Below are 26,064 nucleotides of genomic sequence, written 5' to 3'. Positions count from 1 at the left end.
GAGGTAATGAAGAAGGTATTGACCGCGTTGCTCGCGGCCGGCGCCCTGGTGTCGCTGGCCGCCTGTGGGGGCAACAGCGACAACGGCTCCGGCGGCTCGGGTTCGTCGGACGAGAAGGTGACGCTCAAGTTCCAGAGCCTCGCCTTCCAGAAGACCACGGTCGCGGCGACGAAGAAGATCGTCGCCGACTGGAACGCCGCCAACCCGAACATCCAGGTCGAGTACGTCCAGGGCAGCTGGGACTCCGTGCACGACCAGCTCGTCACCCAGTTCCAGGGCGGGACCGCGCCGGACATCATCCACGACGAGTCCGCCGACATCACCGGCTTCATCAACCAGGGCTACCTCGCGGACCTCTCGCCGTACCTGAGTCAGGGCACCAAGGACGCGGTCTCGCAGGGCGTCTGGGACACGGTCTCGAACGACGGCAAGATCTATGGCGCACCGACGCTGATGCAGTCGTACGTCGTGCTCGCGAACTCCGCGATGCTCAAGCAGGCCGGGATCACCGCGACCGGTGACTCGCTGAGCTGGGACGACCTGGCCGCCGACGCGAAGAAGCTGACGGCGGGCGGCAAGTACGGGCTCGGCTGGGGTCTGAAGAGCCCGACCGCGACCGTGCTGAACCTCGGGATGAACTTCGACGGCAAGTTCTTCGACGGCAGCGGGAAGGACGCCAAGGCAACGATCGGCGACGCCGAGCTCGAGGTGCCGAAGCGGATCCACGCGATGGCCTACGACGACAAGTCGATCGATCCGACCTCGTTGACCCAGAGCGCGTCCGACGTGCTGCCCGGATTCTACGCCGGCAAGTACGGGATGATTGTGGCCGGCAACTATGTCGCGCAGCAGATCCTCGAAGAGGCGCCGAAGACCTTCCAGTGGGAGGTGCTGCCGCCGCTGAAGGGCACCAGCACCAAGCAGGCCGCGAACCCGCAGACCCTGTCGGTGCCGGCCGAGGGCAAGCACATCGAGCAGTCGGCGAAGTTCATCGACTACTTCATGAAGGCCGAGAACCTGGCCGCGGTCGGTCAGGGCGACTGGCTGATCCCGACCACGCAGGCGGCGCGGGACGCGATCCTCAAGACCACCGGCGGTAAGGACGGCTGGCAGCAGACGCTTGCCAGCGGCGCCGAACTGACCAAGGCGCCGTTCCAGAGCGTCGAGAACTACCCGAAGTGGAAGGACCAGATCGCCACGCCGGCGCTGCAGGAGTACCTGGCGAACAAGACCGATCTGGCTGCCCTGGGCAAGAAACTGAGCGATGGATGGGGTCAGGTCAACCAGTGACGCCGGAGAAGACCAGCAGGCTGGAAGAGAAATCGGTAGGCGCCCTCGTCGGTTCCGCGGTCGGTGACGCGATCGGTGGAGCCGTCGAGGGCTGGACCCCGGAGGCGATCCGGGAACGGCACGGCGGCTGGGTGACCGGCATCGTCGGCCCGTGGTACGACGACTGGCGCACCGCGCGCCCGATCGCGCCGTACCACAAGGGCGACGGGCACATCACCGACGACACCTTGATGACGCACGCGCTGGTCGAGGTGTACGACGAACGCCGCGCCCACCTCGACGCGTACGCGGTCGCGGAGTCGCTGGTGCCGAAGATGCTCAACGGGACCCGCTGGGTCCCCGAGCTCGAGGCGGACGCGTTGCTGCTGCAGCGGGTGTTCCTGGCCGAGAAGTGGCTGGTCGCGCGCCTGCACTACGGGCATGTCGATCCGCGTGAGGCCGGCGTCGGCAACATCGTCAACTGCGGTGCGGCGATGTACATGGCGCCGGTCGGTATCGCCAACGCCGGCGATCCGGAGGGTGCGTACGCCGAGGCGCTGGACGTCGCCGGCGCACACCAGTCGAGTTACGGGCGGGAGGCGGCCGGTGTGTTCGCGGCCGCCGTCGCCGCCGCGATGATCCCGGGCGCGACCGCCGCGTCCGCGGTCGCGACCGCGCTGGGCCTGGCCAAGGACGGCACTCGGAGGGCCGTCGAGGCGGTGGTCGAAGCAGCCGACGGCATCACGGACTGGGAGCAGGCGATTCCCCTGCTGCGCAAGGCGATCGAGCCGTACGACACGGTCGGCCCGAACTACCGCGAGCTGTCGATGGACGCCCGTCGTCCGAGCCGCACGAAGGCGATCGAGGAGCTTCCGGTCGCGCTCGGCTTCGTCCTCGTCTCGGAGGGAGATGTCCGCCGGGCCGTCCTCGGCGGCACCAACTACGGCCGTGACGCGGACTCGATCGCTTCGATGGCCGGTGCGATCACAGGCGCGCTGAGCGGGCGTGACGGCGTACCCGCGGACTGGGCGGCGGAGATCGCGCTGGCCAGCAAGACGGACCTGGAGCAGCCGGGCCGGGTGATGGCGTCGGTGGTGAAGGACATCCGGACGGCCGACGCGGAGCGGTGGGCCCGGCGGGCGGCCGCCTTGGACGCGCTGGTCTGAATGTCAGTTGCCATAGGCCTCGAGTTCGATGATCCGGGAGTAGCCGTGGTCGTTGGAGTCGTGGACGACGACCTGGACGCCGTCGACCGCGCGCGGTGCGAAGGTGACGGTCAGGAGCCCGGTGACGTTGCCGCGGAACTCCTGCACCGTGCTCCAGACACCGTTGCTGCGGACCTGGACGTCGAAGTCGCGGATGCCCATGACCGACGCCGGGTACTTCGCCGAGTCGAGGGTCTGCAGCACGATGCGGCCGATCGTGGTCGGCTGCAGCAGGTCGACGCCGTACGTGTCGGGGAAGACGCCCTTGGTGGCGTCGTGCCAGCCGCTGGCGCCCCACTGGGCCGAGTCGGTGTTGCCGTCGACGCCGCCGCACAGCTTCATGTCGCCGTTGGTGGACGACGCCACGGCCTGTTCGCCGAGCAGGACGTTGTCGCGAGCCGGGACGGGTTGGATCACGACCGGGACCTTCAGGTAATCACGGCCGACGCTCAGGTCGACGTCGTGGGTCGCGGGGGCGGTGCCGCGCGGGACGGTGATCTCGAGCGGCGCCTTCACGAGCTGGTTCGTCGGCAGGTAGCTGGAGAACTGGTGCCGGGACAGGGTCAGCGCCGGATCGGCGGAGATGCGCATGTCGGCGATCGTGGCCTTGCGGCCGGTGTTGGTCATGCCGAGGGTGAGCTTCCCGGACGGGAAGCACGGCAGCGGCACGACCTCGACCGGCTGCGGGGTCGCGCTGATCTCGACGTGATTGTTGCTACTGGCAACGGCGACGGCCGGGACGAGGAGCGCGAGCGGCGCGGCCAGCACGGCGGTACGGCGGAGGCTGGGTCGGAGCATGATCGGATCCGTTCAGGCGAGGTGGGTTCCGGGGCGGCCGTCCTCGACGACCAGGGTGGCGCGGGTGGACGCCGTACCGCCGGGCGTGGTGACGCGGTCGACGACGCGGAACTCCGACGTCCACCGGCTGCGGTCGAGACGGCAGCTGAGGTAACCGCGCTGGACGTTCTGGTACTTGACGTGCGGGTTCTCACCGAGCAGCGCGCGACCGGTGGCGTCGGTGTCGGCGCCGTCCTTCCCGGACGAGATCGAGGTCGTGACGAACTCGCTGCCGACGGCCGGCGTGGACGGATCCGCGAAGTTCACCCGGAGATCGGACGCGACGCTGCGGTGCAGGTCGCCGGTGAGTACGACGAAGTTCCGCACGTCCCGGTCGCGGACACCGGACAGGACTCGGTCGCGGGACGCGGTGTACCCGTTCCAGGTGTCCATCGGGAGCTCGAGCTCCGGACCGGTCTTGCGGTCGAGCTGAGCCATCGCGACCTGCTGAGCGACGACGTTCCAGCGACTGGTCGATCGGCCGAGACTGTCGAGCAGCCAGCGTTCCTGCGCGTCGCCGGTGATGGTCCGGGCCGGGTCGGTCGACACCGCGTCCGGCGGCAGCCAGCCGCCCGTGCTCGTCTGGTCGTCGCGGAACTGCCGCGTGTCCAGGACGCTCAGGTCGGCAGTGCGGCCGTACCGCAGATGGCGGTGCAGGCGGATCGACGGGCCGTCGGGGGACTGGTCGAGACGCAGCGGCATGTGTTCCCAGTACGCGCGGAAGCCGTTGGCCCGGCGTACCAGGAAGTCGTCGTGCGGCAGCCCGTCCTCGGACACGTACCCGGCCCAGTTGCCCTCGACCTCGTGGTCGTCGAGCGTGACGATCCACGGCGCCGCCGCGTGCGCGGCCTGCAGATCGGGATCGGTCTTGTGCAGCGCGTACCGCGCCCGGTACTCGTCGAGCGTGAAGATCTCGCCGGCGAAGTCGACCGGAACGGGCTGGTTCCGGACCCCGGCCGTCGGGCCGACGCCGACCTCGTAGATGTAGTCGCCGAGGAACAGCACGACATCGTGGTCTCGGCGGACGACGTCCTGGTAGGCGGTGTAGAAGCCGTCGTAGAAGGCCTGACAGGACGCGACCGCCATCGACACCGCGGGCTCGTCGGACGGAGCCGGCGCGGTCCGGGTGCGGCCGACCGGACTGAGCTGACCGGCCGCGCGGAAGCGGTAGAAGTAGTGCCGCCACGGACGCAGCCCGCGTACGTCGACGTGCACGGTGTGGGCGTACTCCGGACGGGCGTGCGCCGTCCCGCGTCGTACCACCCGGCGGAACGACTCGTCCTCCGCGACCTGCCACTCGACGTCGACGGCGCGGTCGTCCATCCCACCGAACGGTTCGAGCGGACCGGGCGCGAGCCGGGTCCAGATCACGACGGCGTCCGGGAGCGGGTCGCCGGAGGCGACGCCGAGGGTGAACAGCGGCCGGTTGCCGGTGCGGTTCGGGATCCGAGCGGCGTCGGCGAGGTCCGGGAGATTGCCGGTGAGAGCAAGCGCGGCGGCGGCACCGGTTGCGGTCAGGAAGCTGCGGCGGGTGACCATGCGAGGCAGTATCGGCCCGCGGTGAAAGAACGATCCAGGTGTGCGTTTCGCCTGGCGCAACAGGGGAAGGAAACAGCCCGATGAGAATGACCTGGGTGCAGCCCGAGGATCTCCTCCCGCACCAATTGGTCCAGGCGCGGTCCGAGGGTGTCGACGTCACCGACGTCCAGGCCCGCTGGCTGGCAGCAGGCGGTACGACGGACGCCCCGGTCTCGGGCGCCTCCGACGAGCCCGCGCCGCCGGCACTGCGCGCACTCGCCCGAGAGCTGCTCGACGTACTCGACGCACGTACTGCGGACTGGCACGAGCCGGAAATCCCTGAGCTGCCGTCGCTCGGCGAGCCGGTGGACCTCGAGGCCCGAACCGTGAACGCCTGGCTCGGCCGGTGCGCGGGCAACCTGCTCGGCAAGCCGGTGGAGAAGATCCCGCGCGAAGGCATCCGGGAGATCCTCGCCAGCTCGGGGCAGTGGCCGTTGGCGCAGTACATCACCGCCGTCGGCGTGCCGGACGACGTGCAGCGACGGTGGCCGTGGAACCGGCGGTCGAAGGTGAACAGCCTGCGCGAGGTCATCGACGGGATGCCCGAGGACGACGACATCAACTTCGCCATCCTCGCGTTGCTGATGATGGAGCGGCACGGTCGCGGGCTGACCACCGAGGACGTCGCGCTGAGCTGGCTGAACGACCTGCCGGCCGGCCGCGTGTTCACCGCCGAGCGTGTTGCCTACCGCAACCTTCTCGAGGGCGTCGACCCGGCCCGCGCGGCCGTCGTCGGCAACCCGTTCCGCGAGTGGATCGGCGCGCAGATCCGCACCGACGCCTACGGCTGGGCGAACCCCGGCGACCGTACTGCGGCCGCCCGGCTCGCCCTCGTCGATGCCCGGCTGAGCCACACCGGCGCCGGCGTCGACGGCGCGCTCTGGGTCGCCGCGATGTCGGCGGCCGCCGTAGTCCTCGACGATCCGGTCAAGGCTGCTGTCGCCGGCCTCGAGGTGGTCAACGGGCACGGTGCGATCGCCCGTGCTGTCCGCTTCGGGCTCACGCTCGCGGATGCCGACCTCGACGACGCACTGGACGCGTTGCATGCGGAGTACGGCGATCTGCATTGGGTGCACGCGGTGAACAACACTGCGCTCACGGCGTACGCGCTGACCGCTCCGGACTTCACCACCGCCGTCGGTCGTGCGGTGATGGGCGGCTGGGACACCGACTCGGCCGGCGCCACGGTGGGTGCCGTGTTTGGCGCGACGCGTGGGGTTCCGGCAGAGTGGTCGACACCACTGGACAACCGGGTGACCACGAGCCTCCCGGGAATGAACCAGATCGCGATCGACGAACTGGCGGCTAGGACTGTGGAGGTGGCCCGGGGTGCGGCCTGAGGTTGTAGTAGTAGGCAGCGCGAATGTGGATCTCGTGTTGCCGGTCCAGCGGATCCCGCGTCCGGGGGAAACCGTGCTGGCCGGTGTCATGAGCCGCGGACCGGGCGGTAAGGGAGCCAACCAGGCGGTCGCCTCGGCGCGGGCCGGTGCACCGACCGCAATGGTCGTCGCGCTCGGCGCGGACGACGGCGGCGCACTGCTGCGCGAGGCCCTCGGCGGCTCCGGAGTGGATCTCTCGCTGGCGACGACCAGCGACGCCCCGACCGGTACGGCGATCATCACCGTCGAGGACAGCGGTGAGAACTCGATCGTGGTCGCGCCCGGCGCGAACGGCGAGCTGACCCTGTCCGCCGATGCGCTGGCCGCGATCGGACAAGCGAAAATCGTTCTTTCCCAATTGGAGATCCCGCTGCCGGTCGTCCAGCAGGCGGCCGCAGCTGCGGCCTACTTCATCCTCAATGCCGCCCCGGCCGCGGACCTGTCCGACGAATTGCTCGCCGAGGTCGACCTGCTGGTGGTGAACGAGACCGAGGCCGAGGCGATCGGTGGTCCGGACCGGTCCGCGCTGCTGAAGAGGGTGCCCGCGGCGATCGTCACGCTGGGCGGCGAAGGCGCGGTCGTGCTGACCCGGGACGCGGACGAGATCGCGGTTCCCGGCGTACCTGTCGACGTCGTCGACACGACTGCGGCCGGTGACACTTTCTGCGGAGTGCTCGCCGCAGCGTTAGCTGCAGCGTCAGCTAACGACTCGATCACGGGAAGCGACCTGACGAACGCGGTCCGACGCGCTAACGTTGCTGCTTCACTGAGTGTTCAAGCCGCGGGGGCGATCTCCTCGGTGCCTCACGGGGATGCAATCGACGCGCGTTATGCGGAGGTGTACCTGTGAATCCGCTCGAACCGCGGCCCATCGATCTGCCCGCCAGGGTCGATCTGGGGCTCGGGACCGATCTGTCCTTCCTGGACGACGCCAAGATCCTCGGCGCCCCGGAGGACCCGTCCGACCTGCCGCGCTGGCGCGCGAAGCTGGCCGAGTGGCGGTTCGGCGCGATCGAACGGACCCGGTACGACGGCTCGCACTACGACGAACCGGGTCGGGAGTGGACCCAGACGGCGTACTCGGTGGCGCTGGTCTGGCTCTGGGACGACCTGCTGTACGACGTGCAGACCGGTGAGTTCACGCCGGAGAAGTTCGTCCGGCACGGGCTCGACGAGTTCGGCGGGCACGACGCGATCGTGCTCTGGCACGCGTACCCGGTGATCGGGATCGACGACCGCAACCAGTTCGACTTCTACCGGGACGTGCCGGGGCTGCGGGCGTTGATCGACGACCTGCACCGGCTCGGGCTGAAGGTGTTCTTCGACTACAACCCGTGGGACGTCGGCACCCGGCGGTCCGCGCGGCCCGACGCCGACGAGTTCGCGAGCCTGGTGACGGACTTCGACGTCGACGGCGTCTTCCTGGACACGCTGAAGGAAGGCGATCCGGCCTTCACCCGCGCACTCCGGCAGGCGAACCCGGCGATCGCGTTCGAGGGCGAGTCACGGTTGCCGATGGCAAGGATCGCGGACCACGCGCTGTCCTGGGCGCAGTGGTTCGCCGACACCGACACGCCGGGCGTGCTGCGCGCGCACCTGTTCGAGCGCCGCCACATGATGCATCACACCCGCCGATGGAACCGCGACCACAGCGACGAACTGCAGTCCGCCTGGGTGAACGGCGTCGGCATGCTGGTCTGGGAGTCGGTGTTCTCGGCCTGGGTCGGCTGGAACGCCCGCGACCGCGCGACCCTGCGCCGGATGGTCGCCGCACAGCGCGCGTTCGCGCCGGTGCTGATCGGCGGCGACTGGATCCAGCTGACGCCGGAGATCCCGGAGAAGGCCCGCGACCACGGCGTCCACGGGTCCCGGTTCGACCTGGCCGACATCACGTTCTGGACGCTGATCAACCGCCACGAGGAGGACTTCGACGGCATCGTGCTGCGGTCCGAGGACCAGGTCGGCGACTGGTACGACGTGACCTCGGGCGTCCCGATCACCGCGGACGACGACGGCGTCCACCTGGTCGTGCCGGGTCGCGGCGTGGCCGGCATCATCCGGGTCGGCGCGACCGCCGGTGCTTCCTGCCGCGCGACCGCACGCCGGCTGGGCACGATGCCGCGGCCGCACAACAGCGAGTCCGCGTTCCCGATGCGGCCGGCTGAGCTCGTGGCGGTGCCTGCCGTCTCCGGTGATGCCTCGATCGGCGCGACGGTCGCTGTACCGGCTGGGGAGCGGACGTTGATCGTCCGGCACCGGCGGCGCGAGACCGGGCTGTACGACACGGCGCCGTACGTCGAGGAGTGGAAGCCGCTACCGCCTCGCCTGCACGACATGCAGACGGTCAAGCGCGAGGTCTCGCTGCCCGGCGTCTCGGTCGCGGTGCGAGAGGTGACCAACGCGGAGTACTCCGAGTTCCTGACTGCGACCGGTTATCGGCCCGTGGTCGCCAACCGGTTCCTGAAGCACTGGGTCGAGGGCGCTCCGGTTCCCGGCACCGAGGACCACCCGGTGACGTACGTCGACCTGCCGGACGCGCGTGCGTACGCCGTGTGGCGTGGCGGCCGGCTGCCGACCGAGGACGAGTGGCAGGTTGCCGCGGCCGTCGAAGGGTTCGACCGCCGCGACCCACTCGTGTGGAACCTGACCGAGAGCGAGTACCGCGACGGCCGCAGCCGGTTCTGCATCCTCAAGGGCGGTTCGCACTACGCGGCCGAAGGCTCCGACTGGTACGCCGACGGCGGGCCGCAGGTGCCCGAGGTCAGCTTCAAGCTGGTGCTTACCGGCGGTGGTCTCGATCGCTCGGAGACCATCGGCTTCAGGTGTGCAGGATGAGACCTGCTCCTCTTGACGGAGTGAAGGTGCTCGAGGCGGCGACGCTGTTCGCGGGACCGCTGGCGGCGACCTTCCTCGGCGACTTCGGCGCCGACGTGACGAAGATCGAGCACCCGTCCCGGCCGGATGCCGCGCGCACGCACGGTGCTTCGAAGGACGGCGTCGGGCTGTGGTTCAAGACCCTCGGGCGGAACAAGCGGCTCGCGACGCTCGACCTGTCGCGCGGGCGGGACGTGTTTCTTGGCCTGGTGCGTTCTCATGACGTGCTGGTCGAGAACTTCCGGCCGGGGACGCTGGAGCGTTGGGGTCTCGGGCCCGACGTGCTGCTCGAGGCAAATCCGCGGCTGGTGATCGCGCGGGTGACGGCGTTCGGGCAGGTCGGTCCGTGGTCGCGGCGGCCCGGGTTCGGATCGCTGGCCGAGGCGATGAGCGGGTTCGCGGCGGTCACCGGTGAGCCGGACGGCCCCCCGACGCTGCCGCCGTTCGGTCTCGCCGACGGGATCACCGCGCTCGCCACGGCGTACGCCGTCCTGGTCGCGCTGCGTGAGCGGGACCGGTCCGGGGCCGGGCAGGTCATCGACATGGCGATCATCGAGCCGATCCTGATGATGCTCGGCGGCGGTATCACGGCGTACCAGCAGACCGGGTACGTGCAGCCGCGGCTCGGGAACCGGTCGTCGAACAATGCGCCGCGGAACGTGTACCGAACCGCGGACGGTCGCTGGGTCGCCGTGTCGACAAGCTCCCAGAGCATCGCCGAGCGGGTGGTGACGCTGGTCGGGCGCGCGGATCTGGTCGCGCAGCCGTGGTTCGCGACCGGGCGGGAGCGGGCCGAGCACGCCGACGAGCTGGACGAGGCGGTCGGTTCGTGGATCGCCGCCCGGCCGTTGGAGCTCGTGATGGAGGAGTTCGAGAAGGCCGAGGCCGCGGTCGGCCCGGTGCACGACATCCGCGGCATCATGAGCGATCCGCAGTACGCCGCACTCGGGACGATCGTCAGCGTCGACGACGACGAGCTCGGCGGTCCGGTGCAGATGCAGAACGTGCTGTTCCGGTTGTCCGAGTCGCCGGGATCGATCCGCTGGGCCGGCGGGCCGCACGGCGCGAACACCGACGAGGTGCTCGCGGAGATCGGCGTCACCCCGGACCAGCTCGCCGCGCTGCGGGCTGCCGGCGTCGTGTAGGGGGATCAGTTGCTGACGGCTTTGTATGTTCCGGCCAGCCGGCCGGACCGGTTCGCGAAAGCTGTTGCCGCGGGCCCCGATCTGGTGGTGTTCGACCTGGAGGACGCCGTACCGGTCGATGCCAAGGCGGACGCGCGCGGCTGGGCGGTCGCCTGGATCGCGGCGAACGCGCGCGGGCAGGTCGCGACCGAGATCCGCGTGAACGCGCTCGGGTCGCCGTGGATCGAGGACGACCTGGCCGCGATCTCCGCCGTACCCACGGTCCGGATCCGGCTGCCGAAGGTCGAGAGCGCGGCCGATGTCCGGGTCGTGCTGGAAAAGGTGCCGTCGGCAAGGATCACGGCGCTGATCGAGTCGCCGCTGGGTGTTGAGCGCGCGTTCGAGATCGCGACCGCCGATCCGCGGGTGGTCGCGGTCGCGCTGGGCGAGGCGGATCTGTCCAGTGCGCTGGGCGTCGACGACTCGGCCGGACTGGCGTGGTCGCGGGGCCGGCTGGTGTCGGCTTCGCGGGCGGCGGGCCTGGGGGCGCCGATGATGTCGGTCTATCCGCGGGTCGACGACTTCGACGGGCTCCGGCGTACGTCGTTGGAGGGGCGGATGCTCGGCTTCGTCGGCCGTACGGCGATCCACCCGCGCCAGCTGTCCACGATTGTCGAGGCCTTCACGCCGTCTGCTGTCCAGGCCGCCGAGGCCGAGGCGCTGCTCGAGGCGGTCGAGAAGGCAGGCGTCTCCGACGGCGGCGTGATCGTCCTGCCCGACGGGCGGATGGTTGATCCGGCAATGATCGGGCGCGCCCGGGAGGTCACGGCTCTGGTCCGGGAGATCGAGCTAAGGTCGTAGGCATGCTGCCGCGCAGTGTTGATGCCGTAGTGATCGGTTCCGGGCCGAACGGGCTCGTGAGCGCGATCACGCTTGCCGACGCGGGCTGGGACGTGCTGGTGCTGGAGGCCGCCGACACGTTCGGCGGCGCGGTCCGGTCGACCGAGGACGGCGGCTGGATCAGCGATCGTTTCAGTTCGAACTACCCGCTCGGGGTCGCATCGCCGGTGATGCGCGCGCTGGAGCTGGAGAAGTACGGCCTGAAGTGGTCGAACGCGCCGCTGCCGCTGGTGCATCTGCTCGACGAGGACGGCGCCGCGGCGGCGATCCACCCGGATCCCGAGGACACCGCGAAGTCGCTCGGCGCCGACCACCCTGGCGACGGCGACGCGTGGCTGCGGCTCTACCAGCAGTACGTCTCCGTCCGGGAGCCGTTGCTGAACGCGCTGCTCACCACCTGGCCGCCGGTCGGCCCGGGTCTGAAGCTGGCGCGGAAGCTCGGCTCGGTGGGGGAGTTGCTGCGGTTCGCGCGGTTCATGGCGATGCCGATGCACCGGATGGGCCAGGAGCTGTTCGACGGGCGGCAGGGGCCGGCGATCCTGGCCGGGAACGCACTGCACGCGGACGCACCGTTGTCCGGCAGCGTCAGCGGCACAATGGGCTGGCTGCTCGCGATGCTCGCGCAGGACGTCGGCTACCCGGTCGCGGCCGGCGGCTCCTCGGCGTTCTCCAACGCCTTGGTACGCCGGGCCGAGCGGGCAGGTGCGCTGCTGATCCCGGGTACGCCGGTGACGCGGGTCGAGGTGTCCGCGGGCCGCGTGACCGCCGTGCACACGGCATCCGGCGAGACCGTCTCGGTCGCACGGGCCGTCGTCGCGGACACGTCGGCGCCCGCGCTGTACGGCGAATTGTTGCCGGAGGCACTCATTCCGGCGGGGCTGCGGCGTGATCTCGACGAGCGGTTCGAGTGGGACTACCCGACGGTCAAGCTGAACTTCCGGCTCAGCGGGGCGATCCCGTGGAAGGCGGCCGAGGCGCGGTCGGCCGGCGTCGTACACCTCGGCGGGACGGCCGACGATCTGGTCCACGTGTCCGCGGATCTCGACACCGGGCGGATCCCGGCGCAGCCGTTCCTGCTGATCGGACAGACCACGAAGTCGGATCCGACCCGGTCGCCCGCGGGCACCGAGGCGGTCTGGGCGTACTCGCACCTGCCCCGCGGGATCGCCGACGACGCGGCCGCGGAGAAACTAGCCGGCCGGATGGAGCGCGCGATCGACCGGTTCGCGCCGGGCTTCAGTGACCTGGTCGTCGACCGCGATCTGCAGCGCCCGTCCGCGCTGGAGTCGGGCAACGCGGCGCTCGGTTTCGGTGCCCTCGGCGGCGGCACGATGCAGTTGCAGCAGCAGCTCGTCTTCCGCCCGACCATCGGCCTCGGCAGCGCCCGCACCTTCGTCACCGGCCTCTACCTGGGCAGCTCCGCCATCCACCCCGGCGGCGGCGTCCACGGCGCCTGCGGCCACCTCGCCGCCCGCACCGCCCTCCGCGACGCCTCCCTCCTGGGCCCCGTAACCCGCACCCTCCCCACCGCCGCCCTCCGCCACCTCCAACGCTGACCCCCACCGAAGCCTGCCGCGCCCCCACTGGCATCGCGCCCACACCGCACCCGCCCGGCGTCAGCTCATCCGCCTCCCACCTCGGCATTTGCCTGGTTGACCCATGCAATTGGGGGTTTACCCACCAGAATCCGGGTGGGGAACCCACAACCTGGTGGGTCAACCAGGCAAATTGGTGGGTCATCCAGGCAAATTGGAGGCGGTGGGTGGGGGTGGGTGGGGGTGGGGTGACTAGGGTCGGGGTGTGCGACTCGATGAGGCAGGCTGTAGGGCTCGGGTGGCGGCTGCGCGGGTCGGGCGGCTGGCGACGGTCGGGGAGGATCTGCGGCCGCATGTCGTGCCGGTGACGTATGTCGTGCACGGGGACGAGTTGTTCATCGGGATTGATCAGAAGCCGAAGACGACGACTGCGTTGAAGCGGTTGCGGAACATCGCGGCGAACGAGCGGGTCGCGGTGCTGGTGGACGAGTACGACGAGGACTGGACGCATTTGTGGTGGGTTCGGGTCGACGGGGTGGCGCGGGTGGTGGACTCGGACGCGGCGGCGGTCGAGTTGCTGGCGGCGAAGTATCCGCAGTACGAGGCGGATCCGCCGCGGGGGCCGGTGATCGCGATCCGGGCCGACGGGTGGTCGGGGTGGACGTACCAAGGGGAGGACTGAACGTGGTGGAAGGGTTGCTGCGGGAGTTGGCGCCGCAGGTGCTGGGGTTCTTGGCGCGGCGGCACGGGCAGTTCGATCTGTGTGAGGACGCCGTACAGGAGGCTCTGCTCGCGGCGGCGACGCAGTGGCCGGTGGACGGCGTACCGGCGAATCCTCGTGGCTGGCTGATTACTGTTGCGACGCGGCGGTTGACCGATGCGTTCCGGAGCGAGAGCGCGCGGCGGCGGCGTGAGGACAGCCTCGCGGCGATGGCCGGGCCGGAGGAGTTAGTTGCCCCGGGCGCCGATGTCGACGAGGCTCCGGATACCGACGACACGTTGACGTTGCTGTTCCTGTGCTGCCATCCGGCGGTCACGCCGGCGTCGCAGGTCGCGTTGACGTTGCGCGCGGTCGGCGGTCTGACGACGGCCGAGATCGCCCGGGCCTTCATGGTGCCGGAGGCAACGATGGCGCCGCGGATCAGCCGGGCGAAGAAGAGCATCAAGGCGGCCGGCAGCCGGTTCGCGATGCCGCCGGAATCGGAGCGGGCCGAGCGGCTGCGCGTCGTACTGCAGGTGCTGTATCTGATCTTCAACGAGGGCTACACGGCGAGCTCGGGAGAGGAGCTGCAGCGGGTCGAGCTGACGGCGGAGGCGATCCGGCTGGCGCGGATGTTGCGTACGGCGCTGCCGGACGACGGCGAGACCGCAGGCCTGCTGGCGTTGATGTTGCTGACCGATTCACGCCGGGCCGCCCGTACGACGGCCGACGGCGGACTCGTGCCGATCGACGAGCAGGACCGCTCGCTGTGGGACCGCGCGCAGATCACCGAGGGCGCCGACCTGATCCTGCACACGCTCCAGCAGGGCGGACTCGGGCCGTACCAGCTGCAGGCCGCGATCGCCGCCGTACATGCCGAGGCGCCGAGCGCGGACGAGACCGACTGGCGCCAGATCCTCTCGCTGTACGTCGTACTGGAGAAGCTCGCCCCGAACCCGATGGTGACGCTCAACCGCGCCATCGCGCTCTCGCAGGTCGAGGGTCCGCAGGCGGGGCTCGACCTGCTGGCGACGCTCGAGGACGACAAGAACATCACCGAGACCCACCGCCTCGACGCCGTCCGCGCCCACCTCTACGAGCGCGCCGGCGACCCCACCAAGGCGCACGAGCATTACCTGGCGGCGGCCCGGCGTACGACGAGCTTGCCGGAGCAGCGCTATCTGCAGGCGAAAGCGGACGCGATCACGGGATGAGCCGGTAGAAGCGGAACAGGTCGGTGCGGAACGGCAGCACCTGCGTCTGACTGAACCCGGCCTCGGTGGCGTAGCGGCGGAGGGCGTCCGGGCGCATCACCGCGCCGGTCGCGGCCGAGTCCGGATCGCCCATCGCGTCCGGCAGGCAGGACATCAGGCTCCAGCCGTAGTGGTACTGCTCGAGCGCGGAAGCCGGTGCGGTGAACCGGCTTCTTCGGCGTGGCGGCGGGCGGCGGCGATGGCGTCCTCGTCCAGATCCACGCCCTGGACGGTGATCTTCGGGTAGGACTGGGCCATCGCGATCGACGACCAGCCGGTGCCGCACGCGAAGTCGGCCACCCGGGCCGGCGGGTCGGCGCGGAGACGTTCGTCAACCTCGGGGATGGCTGGGAGCCACTCCTTCCCCAGTCGGTTCAGGTACGTCGGCCGGTTGAACTCGGCGCGTCCCTCGGGCTCCCACGGCTGGTGCGGCGGGGCGTCGCCGGTGCGGTACGCCTCGACGAGGTCCGGGAGCATCCGCGCCGCCCGTGCGAGCTCGACGCCCTTGTAGCCGTGGTAGTCGACATCGTCCTCGTCGGCCAGCACTGGGATGTGCTCCGCGGGCAAGGTGTAGCGCCGTTCGGTCGGAGCCGCCTTGACGTCGTCGACCTCGACGAGACCGCCGGCAGCGTGGTGCTCGAGCCACTCGCGGATGTAGCGCTCGTTCGTGCCCGTGCGTTCGGCCAGCTCGACCGAGGTCGCCGGGCCCTTGTCGGCGAGCGCCCGGTACAGGCCCAGGCGCTCGCCGAGGTAGATGGAGTAGAGCTCGAGTGCGGCTCCGGCGTTCCGGAAGATCCGCTCGACGAGTGCGTTGGTCCGGTCCATGCGTCGGATCGTACTGACCTCAGTGCGTGCTGACCCGGCGTCCGCTCTCGTGGGACTCGATCGCGGCGTGCGCGAGCTGCAAGGCCCGGCGTCCGGCGCGTGCGTGGACGGGCGGTTGCTCGCCCTTGCGTAGTGCGGTGAGCAACGCGTCGACGTGGCGGTCGAAGGTGCCCGCGAAGTTGCGGGACTCGTCGTCGAAGTACGTCGAGTGCCAGCGCTGCTCGACCGGATCGCCCGCCTTCTGGAACGTCAGCGCGCGAACGGTGTCGTGGATGACGAGCCGGCCGGCGGTGCCGTTGATCTCGATCCGCTGGGTGTCGGGGTAGGCGTACGACGAGTCGTACGTGCCGAGCATCGTGCCGACCGCGCGGTTCTGGAACTCGAGTGCGAGCGCGACCGTGCTGAAGGCGCCGTACGTCTTGTCGGTCATCTGCGCGGCAACTGAGGCCACTGGTCCGACCAGTTGCTCGAGCATGTCGAAGCCGTGGCACTGGGTCTCGATCAGGTTGGCGTGCGGCGAGTTGCCGTGGTTCGCCTCACCGCCGAATCGCCAGGTCGCGAAGACCAGATCGCCGAGCTCGCCGGCGTCGATGAGCGCCTTCGCGCGCTGCACGGGTTCGGCGTACCGGTGGTTGAAGTTGATCGCGAAGAAGTTGTCGCCGGCCTCCGCGAGCAGGCTGTCCGCCTCGCCGAGGTCGAACACGAGCGGCTTCTCGACCAGCAGCGGTACGCCGGTCCGCACCAGCTTCAGCGTGACGTCGTAGTGGTCCTCGTTCGGCAGGCAGACCGTGACGAGCTCGGGCTGTTCCTTGCGCAGCATCTCGTCGAGATCGGTGTACGGCGTGGTGCCGTACTTCTCGGCCCGGGCCTGCGTGCGCTCGGCCGTGCGCCCGAAGATCCCGACCAGCTCGGTGTCCTCGCGGCGGGAGAAGATCCGCGCGTGGTGCTCGCCCCAGCCGCCGGCGCCGACGACCGCGACTCTCATGCGGCGCCGTCCTGGGTGACGACGACCTTGCCGGTCTCGCCGCTCATGAACAGGCTGAACGCGCCGGCGATCTCCGCGACCGGGAAACGATGGCTGATCACGCGCGAGATCAGCTCCTGGTGTTCGGTCAGCAGCGCGAGGTTGCCCGCCATCTCGTCGTACCGGAAGTACTCGCTGCCGAGGATCGCGTGCTCGGGCGCTATCAGGTCGTTGGACACGTCGATCGTGAGCGACTCGCCGTGGCCGACGCAGATCAGCGCGCCGCGCTTGCTGACGATGTCGAGCGCGGCGCGGCGGGCGGACTGCTTGCCGGACGAGTCGAAGGCGACGTCCGGAGCTCCGGCCGCGCCCAGATCGTCCGCGTGCAAGGGGATCGCGCCGAACGACTCCGCGAAGTCGAGCCGCCAGCGCGAGAAGTCGGAGATGTAGACCGGCACGTCGGCGCCGTACTTGAGCTTGCTCATCACGGTCAGACCGAGTCCGATCGGGCCGGCCCCCGCGATGTACACGCTCTCGACGTCTGGTCTGACCAGTGCCGCGCGGCCGATCGCGTGACTGCTGGTGCCCATCACGTCGAGCAGCATCGTCGCGTTGCCGATCTCGATGTCGTCGGTGATCGGGAAGAAGTTCGACTCGTGCACCAGCTCGTACGGGCCGTAGCCGCCGTCGTGGCTGAAGCCCATGTCGGCACGCTTGGCCAGGCACTGGTTGGTCGCGTTCAGCTTGCAGCTGCGGCATTCGCCGCAGAAGTCCATCAGGAACACCGCGCCGCGCGCGCCGACGGGCGTGCTGGTGCCTTCGCCGGCTTGCAGGACGGTGCCGGCGGCTTCATGTCCGGGGACGACGGACGAGCCGTCGTAGTACTGGTTGCGGTCGGTGCCGCACAGGGCGTTGGCCTGGACGGCGAGGAGGAGCTGGCCAGGGCCGGGGTCCGGGTACTCGTGGTCCGCGAACTCGATCTTTCCGGCGCCGGTGAACCTGGGGGCGAGGGCGGTACGGGTCATGCTGCCGGAATTTACTACGTAGCAAATCCTGTCCACAAGGGGTTGTCCGGTGAACGCGTGATCAGCGGGCGGTGCTCTCCCGGACGCGGAGCTCGTAGCCGGCCATCCGGTGCTGCGGGACGTGATCGTCGTCCAGCTGCTCGTCGAGCAGGTCGAGCGCGTTGCTCGCGATGTCGTCGAGCAGCGGGGCGATCGTGCTGAGGGTCGGGGTGGACAGGCTCGATTCGACGATGTCGTCGAAGCCGATGACGGACACGTCGCCCGGTACGTCGATCTTGGCGCGCTGCAGCGCCCGGAGCGCGCCGAGCGCCGCCGAGTCGTTCATCGCGAAGATGCCGTCGGGGCGGAGTTCGTCGAAGGTACGGGTGATCGCGTCCGCAGCCTCGGCGGTCGTCCAGTCGCATTCGACGATCATCGCCGGGTCCAGATCGAGGCCCCGCTTCTTGAGCGCGGCCTGGTAGCCCTCGCGGCGGAGCTGGTACGAGCGTCTCGGGCCGTGTTCCGCTCCGAGCAGCAGGATCCGTTGCCTGCCGGTGTCGAGCAGATGCGTGACCGCCGCCTGTGCCGCCTCGCGGTTCTTGATGCCGACGTGGTCGATCGCGCTGCCGGGCTCACGGTCGCCGACCAGCACGACCGGGTGCGTACTGCGCTGGTCGGTGCGGCTGAGCGAGACCGCGCTCATGATCACGCCGTCGGTGAGTACTTCGCCGCCGCCGCGGAGCAGCTCGACCTCGAGGTCGTGCCGGCCGCCGGTCGTCTCGACCAGGATCGTCGTACCGCGATCGCGGGCCGCGGCGATGACGGCTTCGGCGAGGTCGGCGAAGTACCGCTCACGGAAGGTCGGCACGGCCAGCGTGACGGTGCCGGTGCGGCCGGTGCGCAGGCGGCGGGCGGCGGTGTTCGGGCGGTAACCGAGGGCGTCGAGGCTGGCCTGGACGCGGGCGCGGGTCGCGGGGGAGACGTGGACGTAGTTGTTCACCACGTTCGACACGGTGCGCTGCGACACGCCCGCGTGGCGGGCCACGTCGGACATGCTGACCGCCACTGCTGCGCTCCTTCGGACCGGTTGCGTCAGGCTACCAGCGTGACCTGGGTTGTAACTTCGGTTTACAGTTGGCGGTATGAGCCTCCAGGACAGGACGCGCGGGCGCCGGGACGCGATCGGGGTCGGCGTGGCCCTGCTCAACAAGCTGGCCCGGTGGCGGGCGATCGACCGGTTCGGGTTGCGGAAACCCGCCGAACGGGCGGTTTTCGAGGCAACGAAGACCGGATTCCGGACGGCGGGAGCGCTCTCCCGGCGGTTCTCGGCTGCGACGAAGCTGACTGCGCCGGCGCGGCTCCCCGCGGCGAAGGGGACCGGGCGGTTCGACCTCACGCCGACCGACGACCAGCAGATGATGGTCGACGTCGTCCGCTCGTTCGCCTCCGACCTCCTGCGGCCTGCTGCCTCCGCGGCTGACACCGCCTGCGCTACGGAGGCCAAGGTGCTGGAGTCGTCGGCCGAGCTCGGGCTGAGCCTGATCGAGGTCCCGGAGGAGCTCGGCGGCATCGTCACCGAGCGGTCCGCGATGACCGGCGTACTCGTCGCCGAGGCGCTCGCGTACGGCGACATGGGGCAGGCCGTCGCGTGTCTGGCGCCGTCGGCCGTGAGCACCGCGATCTCGCTGTGGGGCGACGAGACCCAGCAGGCGACGTACCTGCCGGCGTTCACCGGCTCATCCGTGCCGGCGGCCGCGCTGGCCTTGGTCGAGCCGCGGCCGGTGTTCGATCCGTTCTCGTTGCGCACGCGGTTCACGGGCGGGCTGTTGAACGGCGTGAAGTCGTTGGTGCCGCGGGGCGCGGAGGCGGAGTTGTTCGTGATCGGCGCGCAGACCGACGCCGGTCCGCGGTTGTTCGTGGTTGAGGCGGATCACCCGGGCGTGGTGATCGAGGCGGAGCCGTCGATGGGTTTGCGGGCCGCGTCGTTGAGCCGGGTGATCCTGACCGACGTACCGGCCCTCCCGCTCGGGTCGTTGGACGACTACGTCGAATGCGTGCGGTTGTCGCGGCTCGGCTGGTGTGCGCTGGCCCTCGGTACGGCGCGGGCGGTGCTCGACTACGTCACGCCGTACGTGAACTCCCGGGAGGCCTTCGGCGAGCCGATCAGTCATCGGCAGTCGGTCGCCTTCATGGTGGCGAACATCGGGATCGAGCTCGAGGGTATGAAGCTGGTGACGTACCGGGCCGGATCGCGTGCTGCGCAAGGGCTTCCGTTCGCCCGGGAAGCGGCGTTGGCGCGGCGGCTGTGTACCGACAAGGGCATGCAGATCGGGACCGACGGCGTACAACTGCTCGGCGGGCACGGGTTCGTGAAGGAGCATCCGGTGGAGCGCTGGTACCGCGACCTACGAGCGATCGGCGTAATGGAAGGGGCGGTGCTCGTTTAGGGCATGTCTCCTCATCTCGTGTCTACTGCGCGGCACTCGGGGGCGCATCTCGCTGCACCGGTGCGAAGGCCACGATGCTCCGCATCGAGACCTCCGCCCCGGCGCACCGAGCTACACCCCCGAGCACCTGCTCGCTACGACACGAGATGAGGAGACATGCCCTAATGATCAACCTCGAGACTCCGCGGAAGTTCCGGGCCTTCGTCAACCAGGCGCATCAGGTCGCGGCGGAGATGCTGCGGCCGAACTCGCGCCGGTACGACCTGGCCGAGCACGAGTACCCGGTCGAGCTGGACATGCTCGCCGCGATGGTCGACGGTTTAGGTGCCTCAGGCACCGGTTCGGGCGCGGGCGCTTCCGGCGTACGACGTACTTCGGCTGTGGACGAAGGCGTTGTCAACGGGTCGAACCTGTCGTCGGTGCTGTCGATCATGGAGATGTGCTGGGGCGACGTCGGGCTGCTGCTGTCGATGCCGCGGCAAGGACTCGGCAACTCGGCGATCGCGTCCGTGGCGTCCGACGAGCAGCTGCGGCGGTTCGACGGTGTGTGGGCGGCGATGGCGATCACCGAGCCGGACTGCGGCTCCGACTCCGCCAGCATCCAGACGACCGCCCGGCTCGACGGCGACGACTATGTGATCAACGGCGAGAAGATCTTCGTCACCGCCGGCGGCCGGTGCGACGCCGTGGTCGTCTGGGCGACGCTCGACAAGACCCTCGGTCGGGCCGCGATCAAGTCGTTCGTGGTCATGAAGGACACGCCCGGCATGACGGTCGAACGCCTCGAGCACAAGCTGGGCATCCGCGCATCCGACACCGCGACCATCCGCTTCGACAACTGCCGCGTCCCGCGCGAGAACCTGCTCGGCACGGCCGACATCGACAAGGGCTTCGCCGGCGTCATGCAGACCTTCGACAACACCCGCCCCCTGGTCGCCGCGATGGCCGTCGGCTGCGCTCGCGCGTCCCTGGAACTCACCCGCGAACTTCTGTCCGAGGCCGGCGTTGAAGTCGACTACGACCGCCCCGTCCACCTACAGCCCGCCGCGGCCGCGACGTACCTCTCCATGGAAGCCGACTGGGAAGCCGCCTACCTCCTCACCCTCCAGGCCGCCTGGATGGCCGACAACGCCCACCCCAACTCCCTCCAAGCCTCCATAGCCAAAGCCAAAGCCGGCCGCACCGCCAACGAGATAACCCTCCGCTGCGTAGAACTAACCAGCTCCCTCGGCTACTCCGAACACCACCTCCTAGAAAAATGGTCCCGAGACAGCAAAATTTTGGACATCTTCGAGGGAACCCAACAAATCCAACAACTGATTGTCGCCCGCCGCCTGCTCGGAAAGACATCAGCCGAGCTTAAATAGCCTTATTTACAAGGCATCCTGGCTCAGGCTTCGATCGGGTCAGAGAAGACCGGGGCCGTCGTCGAGTTCTCCGTGGCCGGGGTCCCGATCCGGCCTGCTCCGTCGCTGCTCCGTCGCCCACGGAGCAACACGAGCCAGCCGACGGTCCACCGCTTGCCGGGCCCGGTCGTACGACGACGGAAGCAGGTGCGTGTACATCTGCAAAGTGAAGCCCGGATCGGCGTGACCAAGGTACTCCGAGAGCTCCTTGATGTTCACACCATCCGCGAGCGTGATGCTGGCGTAGTAGTGACGCACTGCGTGCGGACCCACGGTCCGATCCTTCTTGTAGTGGCGACGACCTCGCGCGCCTTTCACCGGCGGTGGCAGCACACCCGCCGCCCCCAAGGCAGGTTTCCAGACGACGAGGTTGTAGAGATCCGCCCGCAGGTGCCTCCCATCGGACCAGATGAACATCAGCGAGTGGTCCTGAATCTCGCCATCTCGTCGGTGAGTCGCCCGATCGCGGTCTGCATGTCGGCGATGTGGTGCTCGTTGGCGTCCAGTTCGCACTCGGCAGCTGCTCGCTCGTTCTCGGCTGCTTCGTAGTCGGCCTCGACCTCTTGCAGACGTTCCTGCAGCTCCGCGCGTTGCCTGCGCAGCAGCTCCTGCTGTGCGACCCTTCTTGTCCTCCCGACTGGCGTCTTCTTCGGCGGGCTGGACTTACGTGGAGACGCCTTGGCGGCAGTCGCCACGGGTGTCGGCCGGTCGCGCATCAGCCCAGTGACCGGAAGCGGCGCACCCGCCTCGTCCACGACGCCGAACCCGACGTGCCGGAGTCCGCTGCTGAGGCGTCCACTGCGCAGGGTCTGGGCGGCACCGGGGTCCACCAGCGCCGCGTCGAGGGTGGCCGCGAGCCGCTCGCATGTGCTCATGGTGATCGAGCGTCCGTCCTGGGCCGCGTTCGCCCTCGCGACCTCCACAAGGCGGTTGACCAGTTCGTGCCGCCGAGGTGTGAGCACCTTGAGCCGGGTGCGGTCGCCGAGACGGTGGGCTTCGCGGAGGTCGTCGCCGAACTCGGTCAGTTCCGCGATTTGATCCGGCGCTGTTCGTACGAGGTGGTTGGCCAGCCATGCCGCGATGGATGGCTTGCGCAGGGTCGGATGGTTTGGCTGCTGTGGGTGTCGCCGGCGTCGCGGAGCGTCTTGGCGAGCTGGTTGCGGGCAGCGGTGAACTGCTCGGGCGGCAGCCCTTACAACTCGAGCACCGGGTCCAGTTCCACCTCGCCACAGTGCCTGTCTCAGTTGCCTTCGGCAAACTAACTGTGGGTCGGTGTGGCTGCGCGGTCTGCGATTACCGCCTGGCGCTGCACATGTCGCTTGGGGTCGGGAGATACGCGAGTCAGGCCGCCTTCCCAGCTACAGTGTTCGTCGGCCAGTTCACGCCGGAGGTCCAGGTCAGCGAAGGCTGCCGGTGCATCCGGCCGGCACGCGAGGGCGCGACCGCACGGCTCGTCAACGATCCGCCCCATCCACTTGGGACTCGGCGCTAACCCGAGTGATCAGCCGTCGGGAGACCCGGGTAGTGCGCCAGGAGTGCACCTGACAGCACTCAGGCTCGGGCCGAACGCATGCCCAGTCTCAGCCCGCGGACGGCCCAGGGCGTGGTTGACGCGAACAGACCGAAGAAGAAGCCGGCCAGGATGAGCATGATCTGTTGGACCACCTCGGCGAGGTTCTGCCGGTGCTCATCGACCAGGTCCGTCGCAACGACTCCGGCCTGCCTGACGCTCCAGGCACGAACACCGGCCGCGGCTGCTCCGTTCGGTGGCGGTTGGACCGCGCTGAGCACGCTTCCCGGCGGCGGATTGACGTACAGCGTGTACGGCTGCGAGGTTGTATACAGAAGTCTCTCGGGCACCTTCTCCTGAGTCATCATGGTGACCAGCGTCTCCGGATTGCTCACCGAGCAGTCCCATCGGCGGCGTGACTCCTGCGTTGAGGACGAGGAGGTCGGGTTCATATTTGGAGATGAGCCCCGCCGCGAGCTCGGGATCGGCCGCGTCGCCGGGTGCTGCGGTGAAGCCGACTTCCTTGGCGGCTGTCTCCAAGGTGCCGGTGGTTCTGGCGACTCCGACGACGTGGATGCCGGCGGCAACCAGCGCTTCAGCCGTGCCACGGCCGAAGCCGCGGCTGGCGCCGGTGACGATTGCCCGGGTGGTGGGGTTCGACTCTGTCACGGAAAGCTCCCTCGGGTGATCGCAGGACCTGTTGACGTGTCAGACCGTCCTCGCCGCCGGAATTCGCCGGGTACGACCAAGATTTCTTGCAGCGCACCGGACGGGGATTACCCACGCAGCGCGCTCAAGTTCCGATCCAGCGGCGTCGAGGTCGCGGCAATGAACGGCCGTACGTCGCAACCATCCACACGACAGCCGACTGTCCCGAGACGACGGTGGTTGGACGATGACGCGTCGTTACTCGTCGTCTGGTCCGAGGTTGCCGAGGTTGCCGTCGTAGCGGCGGTAGAGGACGTTTCCTCGGCCGGTTTCTTGGTTGGTGTAGAAGATGTGGGCCAGGCCGTGGTCGGTCAGTCGTCGCGCAGCTTGCTCGGTTGTCAGTGCGGCAGCGGGGCGCGAATCGATGACGAGTCGAGGCACCGGGGTTCCCGGCGGTTGCGTCGTGTGCTGGCGGATCAATAGGTGCCCGGCTGGTCCGCGACGACAGACAGCGGCGTCCTCGCCGGTGTCGGCATCGGTGAACAGGTGCAAGTTGTAGTCCATCGCATGCATGGCGGCGATGGCTGTCGCCGGGGTGATGGGCTGTAGCTTCACAACTTTGAGCCTGGTGATGTGTCCGGGGAACGGTATTGCGAGTGGGCGGCGTTTGGGGTGGGGCCAGTGTGCGAAATCGCTGGCGTCAGCGGACCCGGCGGGAGCGGTCAGCGCGCTCAGGAGGCGTTCCAGGCGCGTCGCGGCAGTGGCGGCTGCGTCAACCAACGACGGTGCCGTCACCTGGACTCTTGCCGGTACGCCGTAGACGACGACGCTCACCTGGACCATGCCGGGACCATCCGCGCAGTTGGCGCCGGTCAGACGCAGCCGGGAGTCGGTGATTCCAGCAGCGCACCGGCTCAGTACGGCGATGATCGCAGTTGCCGCCTCGGCAGCTGCCGCCTCGGTCAATCGACCGCGCAGCGTCATCGCGACGTGAACTCTGCTGACTTCGTCGCGATCTGGCCTCCCCCCATCGACCATTGATCCCCGCTCAGACGGACCGACGGCCCGCGCCCTGGCCGGCCGGTTCGCGCAGGTCCTCGAGGAGTTCGACCTGGTCGTTGATCAGGCCGGTGAGGATGCGGCGGGAGACGGTCAGGAGTTCGCCGACGTACGGGCTGGTGGGGGAGTAGATGACTGTCGAGCCGACCTTCCGGGTGGTCACCAGACCGGCACGTCGGAGGACAGCCAGGTGCTGGGACAGGTTCGAAGGCTCGATGCCAACTTCCGGCAGCATCTCGGCGACCGAGTGATCGCCCTGGGTCAGCAGTTCGAGGACGCGGATCCGTGCCGGGTGAGCGAGCGTCTTGAAGAACTCCGCCTTCCGTTCGTACAGAGGCCTGTGCACGGCGCGGCTCCTCGGTCCATGATCGTCTTGAGCAGTTTCTAATCTTAGCAAGTGCGGCCGAGGTGGGAGAGATGAACGAGCCTGTCGTCGGGATGGTGATGACGAGGTCGCCGGTCAGCGTGACTCCTGAGGCATCGTTCAAGCAGGTCGCGTGCGCGCTCCTGGCCGCCGAGACGTGCGCAGTGCCCGTGGTGTCCGACGGGATCCCGATCGGGGTTGTGAGCGAGTACGACGTTCTGGTCAACCTCGAGTTCCACGGCGGGGTCGACCAGATGCCGCTGATCGGAACGAGCGCAGCACGCCGACGGCGCCGCAAGGCCCGTGCGGCCACCGCACGCGAGCTGATGTGTTCGCCTTCGCCGACCATCTCCTCCGATGCGTCGATCGGGGCGGCTGCGCGCCGACTGGCAGATCCGGCAAGGCCTGCGTTGTGCGTCGTCGACGACCAGCTCCGCTTGATCGGGCTGGTCACCAGACGCGATCTGCTCGAGGTCTTCCGGCGCCCTGACGCGGAGATCGCCGCCGAGGTCCGTGTTGTGGTCGAGCGTGACCGCCGACGTCCGACACGCGACCTTGCGGAGCTGACGGTCCGAGTGATCAGCGGTGTCGTTGAGCTGGAAGGGATGCTTGTATATCGCAGCCAGGTCGAGCATGCAGCTCTCGTGGTCTCGCGCGTTGCCGGTGTTGTGGCCGTACGCAACAACCTGACCTATGACATCGACGATCTACATGTGACGGGCTTCTGAACGCGCCGAGCTATGTCAGTCCGGTGAGTCTGTGTCCGGCAGCGGGCGAACGTGGACCCGCGAGCCGGTGGCCGCGGCTTGGCGGACGAGTTCGGTGACTCCGGCGGCATCGGTCACCGTGCGGGTCGGCTCGTCGTGCTCGGCTGAGGTACAGGTCACCTCGTAGAGCGTCGGGTCGGCCCTTCGGCCCGAATCGCGCGCGGTCAGTGCTCGTCCTCGGGGTGGTCCGGCACTGTCACGCCGTGCTCCATGGCCAGGCGGAGGAGGCTGTCGAGCTCACCCGAGTACACGCGCTCGGCGTCGAGATCACCGTCGGCCCTGGCCGCCCGGAGTGCGTGACGGGCGGCGGCGATCCGCTGTCGCAGTTCCGCGCTGAAGGTGTCCATGGTCTCCCGTCCGGCCGTGGCTGGGGCCACACCGTACACAAGAGTTGCAGATTCTTTCAATTCATGATC

Annotated in this window: 27 protein-coding genes and 1 pseudogene; 13 read left to right on the top strand and 15 right to left on the bottom strand. The window is 69.2% G+C overall.

Annotation, left to right across the window (positions count from 1 at the left end):
• Positions 1-6 precede the first annotated feature (6 nt).
• Complete coding sequence (locus ABT313_RS12975) at positions 7-1,290, top strand: ABC transporter substrate-binding protein (protein ID WP_350851738.1); 1,284 nt, start codon at positions 7-9, stop codon at positions 1,288-1,290.
• Complete coding sequence (locus ABT313_RS12970; RefSeq protein WP_350851736.1) at positions 1,287-2,435, top strand: ADP-ribosylglycohydrolase family protein; 1,149 nt, start codon at positions 1,287-1,289, stop codon at positions 2,433-2,435. The genes ABT313_RS12975 and ABT313_RS12970 overlap by 4 nt, the downstream gene beginning before the upstream one ends.
• A 3-nt stretch (positions 2,436-2,438) precedes the next feature.
• On the opposite strand, the gene ABT313_RS12965 is transcribed toward ABT313_RS12970, so the two are convergent.
• Both ABT313_RS12965 and ABT313_RS12960 read right to left on the bottom strand, forming a co-directional pair.
• On the bottom strand, positions 2,439-3,272 hold the full coding sequence (locus tag ABT313_RS12965) for a galactose-binding domain-containing protein (RefSeq protein ID WP_350851734.1): 834 nt from the start codon (positions 3,270-3,272) through the stop codon (positions 2,439-2,441).
• A gap of 12 nt (positions 3,273-3,284) precedes the next feature.
• Complete coding sequence (locus ABT313_RS12960) at positions 3,285-4,850, bottom strand: alkaline phosphatase D family protein (RefSeq protein WP_350851732.1); 1,566 nt, start codon at positions 4,848-4,850, stop codon at positions 3,285-3,287.
• An 80-nt stretch (positions 4,851-4,930) separates the two neighbouring features.
• On the opposite strand from ABT313_RS12960, the gene ABT313_RS12955 reads away from it, so the two are divergent.
• The 8 genes from ABT313_RS12955 (at position 4,931) to ABT313_RS12920 (ending at position 14,615) form a co-directional block, all read left to right on the top strand.
• A complete protein-coding gene (locus ABT313_RS12955) occupies positions 4,931-6,229 on the top strand; it encodes an ADP-ribosylglycohydrolase family protein (RefSeq protein WP_350851731.1) in 1,299 nt (432 codons plus the stop codon).
• The gene (locus ABT313_RS12950; RefSeq protein ID WP_350851729.1) at positions 6,219-7,118 is read left to right on the top strand and encodes a ribokinase; all 900 of its coding nucleotides are present in this window, start codon (positions 6,219-6,221) and stop codon (positions 7,116-7,118) included. The genes ABT313_RS12955 and ABT313_RS12950 overlap by 11 nt, the downstream gene beginning before the upstream one ends.
• Entirely contained in the window at positions 7,115-9,103 is a 1,989-nt protein-coding gene (locus ABT313_RS12945; RefSeq protein ID WP_350851727.1) for an SUMF1/EgtB/PvdO family nonheme iron enzyme, read from the top strand. Before ABT313_RS12950 ends, ABT313_RS12945 begins: the two co-directional genes overlap by 4 nt.
• A complete protein-coding gene (locus tag ABT313_RS12940; RefSeq protein ID WP_350851725.1) occupies positions 9,100-10,287 on the top strand; it encodes a CaiB/BaiF CoA transferase family protein in 1,188 nt (395 codons plus the stop codon). Before ABT313_RS12945 ends, ABT313_RS12940 begins: the two co-directional genes overlap by 4 nt.
• A gap of 9 nt (positions 10,288-10,296) precedes the next feature.
• Positions 10,297-11,127, top strand: a complete 831-nt coding sequence (locus ABT313_RS12935; RefSeq protein WP_350851723.1) for an HpcH/HpaI aldolase/citrate lyase family protein — start codon at positions 10,297-10,299, stop codon at positions 11,125-11,127.
• Between the two features lie 2 nt (positions 11,128-11,129).
• On the top strand, positions 11,130-12,722 hold the full coding sequence (locus tag ABT313_RS12930) for a phytoene desaturase family protein (protein WP_350851721.1): 1,593 nt from the start codon (positions 11,130-11,132) through the stop codon (positions 12,720-12,722).
• A gap of 244 nt (positions 12,723-12,966) precedes the next feature.
• On the top strand, positions 12,967-13,383 hold the full coding sequence (locus ABT313_RS12925) for a TIGR03668 family PPOX class F420-dependent oxidoreductase (RefSeq protein ID WP_350851719.1): 417 nt from the start codon (positions 12,967-12,969) through the stop codon (positions 13,381-13,383).
• Positions 13,380-14,615: an RNA polymerase sigma factor gene (locus tag ABT313_RS12920; RefSeq protein WP_350852134.1), complete on the top strand. Its 1,236-nt coding sequence runs from the start codon at positions 13,380-13,382 to the stop codon at positions 14,613-14,615. The genes ABT313_RS12925 and ABT313_RS12920 overlap by 4 nt, the downstream gene beginning before the upstream one ends.
• Here ABT313_RS12920 and ABT313_RS12915 read toward each other — a convergent pair.
• The 5 genes from ABT313_RS12915 to ABT313_RS12895 all read right to left on the bottom strand — a co-directional run bounded on the left by ABT313_RS12915 (position 14,605) and on the right by ABT313_RS12895 (position 18,513).
• The gene (locus tag ABT313_RS12915; protein ID WP_350851717.1) at positions 14,605-14,769 is read right to left on the bottom strand and encodes a hypothetical protein; all 165 of its coding nucleotides are present in this window, start codon (positions 14,767-14,769) and stop codon (positions 14,605-14,607) included. The two genes, ABT313_RS12920 and ABT313_RS12915, sit on opposite strands and share 11 nt — an antisense overlap.
• A complete protein-coding gene (locus tag ABT313_RS12910; RefSeq protein ID WP_350851716.1) occupies positions 14,769-15,479 on the bottom strand; it encodes a methyltransferase domain-containing protein in 711 nt (236 codons plus the stop codon). The genes ABT313_RS12915 and ABT313_RS12910 overlap by 1 nt, the downstream gene beginning before the upstream one ends.
• 19 nt (positions 15,480-15,498) lie before the next feature.
• The gene (locus ABT313_RS12905; protein WP_350851713.1) at positions 15,499-16,464 is read right to left on the bottom strand and encodes a Gfo/Idh/MocA family protein; all 966 of its coding nucleotides are present in this window, start codon (positions 16,462-16,464) and stop codon (positions 15,499-15,501) included.
• Entirely contained in the window at positions 16,461-17,468 is a 1,008-nt protein-coding gene (locus ABT313_RS12900) for an alcohol dehydrogenase catalytic domain-containing protein (RefSeq protein WP_350851711.1), read from the bottom strand. The genes ABT313_RS12905 and ABT313_RS12900 overlap by 4 nt, the downstream gene beginning before the upstream one ends.
• 61 nt (positions 17,469-17,529) lie before the next feature.
• Positions 17,530-18,513: a LacI family DNA-binding transcriptional regulator gene (locus ABT313_RS12895; RefSeq protein ID WP_350851710.1), complete on the bottom strand. Its 984-nt coding sequence runs from the start codon at positions 18,511-18,513 to the stop codon at positions 17,530-17,532.
• Between the two features lie 76 nt (positions 18,514-18,589).
• Here ABT313_RS12895 and ABT313_RS12890 point away from each other — a divergent pair, with 76 nt between their 5' ends.
• Together ABT313_RS12890 and ABT313_RS12885 are read left to right on the top strand one after the other, a co-directional pair.
• Positions 18,590-19,894 carry an acyl-CoA dehydrogenase family protein gene (locus ABT313_RS12890; protein ID WP_350851709.1) on the top strand — a complete coding sequence of 435 codons (1,305 nt, stop codon included), beginning with the start codon at positions 18,590-18,592 and terminating at the stop codon, positions 19,892-19,894.
• Between the two features lie 164 nt (positions 19,895-20,058).
• Entirely contained in the window at positions 20,059-21,261 is a 1,203-nt protein-coding gene (locus ABT313_RS12885) for an acyl-CoA dehydrogenase family protein (protein ID WP_350851707.1), read from the top strand.
• A gap of 39 nt (positions 21,262-21,300) precedes the next feature.
• Here ABT313_RS12885 and ABT313_RS12880 read toward each other — a convergent pair whose 3' ends face one another.
• The 6 genes and pseudogenes from ABT313_RS12880 to ABT313_RS12855 form a co-directional block, all read right to left on the bottom strand.
• Positions 21,301-21,717 carry a tyrosine-type recombinase/integrase gene (locus ABT313_RS12880; RefSeq protein ID WP_350851705.1) on the bottom strand — a complete coding sequence of 139 codons (417 nt, stop codon included), beginning with the start codon at positions 21,715-21,717 and terminating at the stop codon, positions 21,301-21,303.
• Positions 21,717-22,175 carry a hypothetical protein gene (locus ABT313_RS12875; RefSeq protein WP_350851703.1) on the bottom strand — a complete coding sequence of 153 codons (459 nt, stop codon included), beginning with the start codon at positions 22,173-22,175 and terminating at the stop codon, positions 21,717-21,719. Before ABT313_RS12875 ends, ABT313_RS12880 begins: the two co-directional genes overlap by 1 nt.
• 676 nt (positions 22,176-22,851) lie before the next feature.
• Complete coding sequence (locus tag ABT313_RS12870; protein ID WP_350852153.1) at positions 22,852-23,205, bottom strand: hypothetical protein; 354 nt, start codon at positions 23,203-23,205, stop codon at positions 22,852-22,854.
• 28 nt (positions 23,206-23,233) lie between these two features.
• A pseudogene (locus tag ABT313_RS12865) lies at positions 23,234-23,479 on the bottom strand (SDR family NAD(P)-dependent oxidoreductase); the annotation flags it as partial.
• Between the two features lie 237 nt (positions 23,480-23,716).
• Positions 23,717-24,442, bottom strand: a complete 726-nt coding sequence (locus tag ABT313_RS12860) for a sigma 54 modulation/S30EA ribosomal C-terminal domain-containing protein (RefSeq protein ID WP_350851702.1) — start codon at positions 24,440-24,442, stop codon at positions 23,717-23,719.
• A 64-nt stretch (positions 24,443-24,506) separates the two neighbouring features.
• On the bottom strand, positions 24,507-24,863 hold the full coding sequence (locus ABT313_RS12855) for an ArsR/SmtB family transcription factor (protein WP_350851701.1): 357 nt from the start codon (positions 24,861-24,863) through the stop codon (positions 24,507-24,509).
• 71 nt (positions 24,864-24,934) lie between these two features.
• Here ABT313_RS12855 and ABT313_RS12850 point away from each other — a divergent pair, with 71 nt between their 5' ends.
• Positions 24,935-25,609, top strand: coding sequence for a CBS domain-containing protein (locus ABT313_RS12850; RefSeq protein ID WP_350851699.1), 675 nt, complete (start codon positions 24,935-24,937; stop codon positions 25,607-25,609).
• Positions 25,610-25,624: 15 nt separating this feature from the next.
• Here the strand turns inward: ABT313_RS12850 and ABT313_RS12845 are convergent, their stop codons facing one another.
• On the bottom strand, positions 25,625-25,768 hold the full coding sequence (locus ABT313_RS12845) for a DUF8834 family protein (RefSeq protein WP_350851697.1): 144 nt from the start codon (positions 25,766-25,768) through the stop codon (positions 25,625-25,627).
• A 44-nt stretch (positions 25,769-25,812) separates the two neighbouring features.
• Positions 25,813-25,995, bottom strand: coding sequence for a hypothetical protein (locus ABT313_RS12840; RefSeq protein WP_350851695.1), 183 nt, complete (start codon positions 25,993-25,995; stop codon positions 25,813-25,815).
• Between the last annotated feature and the right edge of the window lie 69 nt (positions 25,996-26,064).

Origin of the sequence: Kribbella sp. NPDC000426, from assembly GCF_040300265.1 — a bacterium.
Lineage (GTDB): Bacteria > Actinomycetota > Actinomycetes > Propionibacteriales > Kribbellaceae > Kribbella.
The sequence above is the reverse complement of the archived record's forward strand: the minus strand, read 5'-3'. Positions and strand labels throughout refer to the sequence as shown.